This is a genomic window from Shewanella sp. 11B5, assembly GCF_002836795.1.
Classification (GTDB): domain Bacteria; phylum Pseudomonadota; class Gammaproteobacteria; order Enterobacterales; family Shewanellaceae; genus Shewanella; species Shewanella frigidimarina.
This window is the reverse complement of record NZ_PJAP01000562.1, coordinates 1-4,307: the sequence shown is the minus strand read 5'-3', so window position 1 is coordinate 4,307 and position 4,307 is coordinate 1. Positions and strand designations below refer to the sequence as shown.

4 protein-coding genes are annotated in these 4,307 nt (G+C 40.7%); all 4 read left to right on the top strand.

Annotation, left to right across the window (positions count from 1 at the left end):
- Window positions 1-117: 117 nt before the first annotated feature.
- The 4 genes from CXF78_RS13175 (at window position 118) to CXF78_RS13160 (ending at window position 3,920) form a co-directional block, all read left to right on the top strand.
- A complete protein-coding gene (locus CXF78_RS13175) occupies window positions 118-669 on the top strand; it encodes a methylated-DNA--[protein]-cysteine S-methyltransferase (protein WP_102037054.1) in 552 nt (183 codons plus the stop codon).
- A 72-nt stretch (window positions 670-741) separates the two neighbouring features.
- Window positions 742-2,028, top strand: coding sequence for a DEAD/DEAH box helicase (locus tag CXF78_RS13170; RefSeq protein WP_102037053.1), 1,287 nt, complete (start codon window positions 742-744; stop codon window positions 2,026-2,028).
- Between the two features lie 11 nt (window positions 2,029-2,039).
- Window positions 2,040-2,519 (top strand): protein-tyrosine phosphatase family protein, encoded by a 480-nt coding sequence (locus tag CXF78_RS13165; protein WP_102037052.1) that lies wholly within the window; start codon window positions 2,040-2,042, stop codon window positions 2,517-2,519.
- A gap of 510 nt (window positions 2,520-3,029) precedes the next feature.
- A complete protein-coding gene (locus CXF78_RS13160; protein ID WP_041413640.1) occupies window positions 3,030-3,920 on the top strand; it encodes a chemotaxis protein CheV in 891 nt (296 codons plus the stop codon).
- Window positions 3,921-4,307: the final 387 nt, after the last annotated feature.

Genomic DNA, 4,307 nt, shown 5'->3' with positions numbered 1-4,307 from the left:
CTAAATCGTACATAAGCATTGCTGCCGACATTGCAACACAAGCATCACCTTGGGGCAGCTACTTAACCTTCCAGCTTTGGGATAACGATCCTGTCGCTGCAAAAAACGGATAATATTATGACCCATTTTACTTCGCCCAAGTGTCATGCTTTAGTCACAAGTCCAGTTGGTTTACTCTCGCTTAAAGCATCTGAGTATGGATTAACCCATCTGCAGGTTGAAGACCTTGCCCAAACGAGCTTGCTTGTAGAGATTCAAACTCAGTTTAGACTCCAACAAAGCACGACTGAGACAACTCAAGATTTATTGGTACAAGCCCAGCAGCACATTGATACAACAGTCATTCAATTAACAGAGTACTTCGCTAATCAAAGGCAGCATTTTAGTGTTTCTCTAGCACCTAAAGGTACCGTGTTTCAACATGAGGTTTGGCATGCTCTGAGTCAATTAACATTCGGCCAGCGCTGCAGTTACAGTGATATCGCTAATACTATTGGGCGACCTAAAGCTGTCAGGGCTGTTGGGGCTGCAAATGGTGCAAACCCAATTGCTATTATCGTTCCTTGTCATCGGGTGATAGGTAAAAGCGGTAAGTTAACCGGTTATGCTTATGGGCTCGATATGAAGCAGTGGCTACTGGACTTGGAAGGGATTGAAGAAATTAACTAATTTATCTGACTGCTGTGCCAAAGTACGTTAAAATGTGCGATTGATATCCATTTTCTTGAGCGCATTTGATACATGACCCAAGCTTCTTTAGCTACGACTTTCGCTGAGTTTGGCCTGCATACTCCATTGTTGGCCAGATTAACCGAGCTTAAATACCTTCAGCCTACACCAATCCAAGCTGAAACCATTCCTAGCACATTAACTGGTAAAGACTTACTGGCAGGTGCCAATACTGGCTCAGGTAAAACAGCGGCTTTTGCATTGCCGATATTACATCAATTGGTAAGTCGTCGGGCTGCAACATCTGCCAAAGGTAATTTTGTTAGTGCGTTAGTCTTGGTACCAACGCGAGAACTTGCTAAGCAAGTTGCCGACAGCTTTAAATCTTATGCGGTTCATTTAAATGGCGACATTAAAGTGGTTGCTGCATTTGGCGGTGTATCTGTTAATACTCAGATGCTAGCATTGCGTGGCGGTGCGGATGTAGTGGTCGCGACGCCTGGTCGTTTACTCGATTTAGTATCGTCAAATGCATTAAAGCTGTCCCAAGTGACAACGCTAGTACTTGATGAAGCAGATCGAATGTTAAGCCTTGGTTTTACTGAAGAGCTGACTCAAGTACTCAATTTACTTCCTAAGCAAAAACAAACGTTATTGTTTTCAGCGACTTTCCCAGATGAAGTTCGCCAACTCACGCAAGCGTTGCTCGTTAACCCGCTTGAGATACAATTACAAAGCGCTGAGGCGAGTACGTTAGTACAACGGGTAATGACGGTTAATCGTGAAAAAAAGACCGCTTTACTTGCACATTTACTACAACAGCATCAATGGCGCCAAGTGTTGATTTTTGTTAGCGCTAAAAATAGTTGTAATCATTTAGCTCAAAAACTGGCTAAACGTGGTATCACTGCAGAGGTGTTTCACGGTGATAAAGCCCAAGGCGCGAGAAGTCGTGTATTGGAAGGTTTTAAGGCGGGTGATATTCAAGTGCTCATTGCAACAGATATTGCTGCTCGTGGCCTTGATATTGAAAAATTACCTGTAGTAATAAATTTTGACTTACCGCGCAGTCCAGCAGATTATATGCATCGAATTGGTCGCAGCGGGCGTGCGGGAGAGGTCGGTTTAGCGTTGACCTTGTTGTCGCATGATGAGTATCATCACTTCTCTGTTATTGAGAAAAAGAATCAAATTCGCCTTGAACGTGAACAAGTTAACGGATTTGAGGCTGATGATGTAGTGCCTGAAAGCGTACTGGAACAACCTAAGCCAATGGCTAAGCCAGAAGGTAGCGGCAAGAAAAAACGTAAGAAGTTGTCCTCAGTTAATGTTGATATTTGGGCTAAAAAACCAGATTAGTAGTAGGTAATATGAAACATATTTTTTGGTTAGTTGATGGACAAATTGCAGGCCGTAGTGGTCCAAACAAAGATGCGTGGGATTTAGCTGAGTTTAAGCAGGCTGGTTTCGGTGCAATCGCATCATTAAATAATGCTGAAGGTTGTGATACCGACGCTATGGCTGAATTAGGTCTTCGTCATAAAGTGTTTAATTTGCCTGATAATATTCCACCTAAACCGCATGACCTAGCCATTTGTGCTGAAATACTCCCTCAGGTTTTAACATTTATTCGTGAATGTGAAGCCGATCAGTTACCAGTGTTACTCCATTGTCGCTCTGGGATTAATCGTACTGAAATGGTGATGGCTTATTATATGATGGAAAACGGTGCGGCGCCTTTGCATGCAGTTAGTCAAGTTCGCAATGCCAGTGGCTTAGCGTTCGATGCCGAGGGTTGGGATCAATTTGTTTATGATGTGCTTTACGAGCTGCAATCTGCTTCGAACTGATTTTATGTCAATTTAAAGCATCATAATAATGAGGGAAACAATGATAATTAAATCAGTAGCTGGTTTAATTATCATTGTTTCCCTTTGTTGTTTTTATTGGGTTGTATTCGGTTCTAACTTGCACTCTGTTCTAGCTTATATGTGTATATAGCCGATTAAGTTTTTCTCCCTAGCTTTTATAAATTGCGTTAAGAAGGCTAAGAGCGATTTAATCGTTGAATTTTTTTGTATAAAATGTCGACTGGTTGTTGTCGGAAAGGTATTAATGTAGTTTGCTATTTCTTGTTATCAACAAGAGTCTTCTCCTCAAATATTCACTATTTATTGAAACGTAATTGTAATCGAAATGATTTATCGAGTTGGCTCTTATCGGATGAATAGCTAATTTTGTGATTTGTAATGATGTTTGCAGATAAAATAGACCACTTAAGCTAGTCTAAAGACTGACGATAAATGCTATAGTGAAATAGGTTTCAGTCTTTAGATGAAGGGGTAATGATGAGTCCGAAAATGAGCAAAGCGAATCAATCGCAGGGTTTATTGCTTTTTAAGCTAAATCAAACACAAGTGTTTGCTTTAGGTACTTTAAAAATTCGTGAACTCGTGCCGTTTACTCCTTTAACTAAAATCCCGCACTCTCACCCAGCCATTTTGGGGGCTGCAACCATTCGGGGTATGACTATTCCTATTATCGATATGGCTGCAGGTATTGGTTATAGGCCCGTTACCGAAGCAGAGCTTAAAGACAGCTACATCATTATTACTGATTGTCAGAGAATGGTGATAGGTTTTCTTGTGCGCTCAATCGATAAAATCATTGAATGTAATTGGCGTAATATTGAAGCACCTTCAGGTAACTTAGGCAAAAATGCATTTTTAACAGGTGTAACCCGTTTTAATGATCAGCTCGTTCAGTTATTAGATGTTGAGTTATTACTGTCGAAAATATTCCCGGATGATCCGATTAATAATCGAGCGATATTAACCGATGTACAACGTGAGAAATTAACTCCGTTACGTATTTTACTGGTGGATGATTCAAAAGTTGCCCGCAAGCAATTATCTGACGCATTAGATTCGATTAACATTGCTTATCAAGTGACGGCCGACGGTCGTGATGCACTGCAGATGATGCAACAAGCCGCGGAAGAACGAAAGCCTATTGATTTACTGGTGAGTGATATTGAAATGCCAGGACTTGATGGATACGAATTAGCCTTTGAGGTTAAAAATAATCCAGCGATTGAACACGCGTACATTATTTTACATACGTCCTTATCCAGCGAAATCAGTGTTAGCCAAGCTAAACAAGTCGGAGCCAATGAGGCATTAACAAAATTTGATGCTAAAGAGTTGATTGAAGCGATGCTTAGAGGTGCTCAAGCACTGCAGCCTGCTTGATGATTGCTGTTGGTTTTTTATGGTATTTTCAGCTTTTAACATCGTTAACAATTTAACAGCAAGTAACCTGTAACCGTCAAATTAGTGCTTTCTTTATGAGCAATGATTGAATTTTTTTACTCATTTGGCATCAACACTAGACTTATTGCATGGCATCCTGATATATAGCTACAAGGCTTTTACAGTGTTCAGTATATTCGCTGGGCACAAGGTAATGCTTAACTTTAATGAGGGAGTGCTATCCCTGAAAACGGATTGATTGAAGTGTGCAAATTGAGTGGTGTGAGTTAATTACGCTCAATGAGTAAGAAGAGCAGGGTGTTTTCAGTAATAGCATTGATATTATCGAGATGTCATGAAAGTCGTAACCTAGATATTGTATCACTA

Excerpts from the sequence above, each read along its gene's own strand:
- CXF78_RS13175 (WP_102037054.1), top strand. The coding sequence starts at position 118 with ATGACCCATTTTACTTCGCCCAAGTGTCATGCTTTAGTCACAAGTCCA.
- CXF78_RS13170 (WP_102037053.1), top strand. The coding sequence starts at position 742 with ATGACCCAAGCTTCTTTAGCTACGACTTTCGCTGAGTTTGGCCTGCAT.
- CXF78_RS13165 (WP_102037052.1), top strand. The coding sequence starts at position 2,040 with ATGAAACATATTTTTTGGTTAGTTGATGGACAAATTGCAGGCCGTAGT.
- CXF78_RS13160 (WP_041413640.1), top strand. The coding sequence starts at position 3,030 with ATGAGCAAAGCGAATCAATCGCAGGGTTTATTGCTTTTTAAGCTAAAT.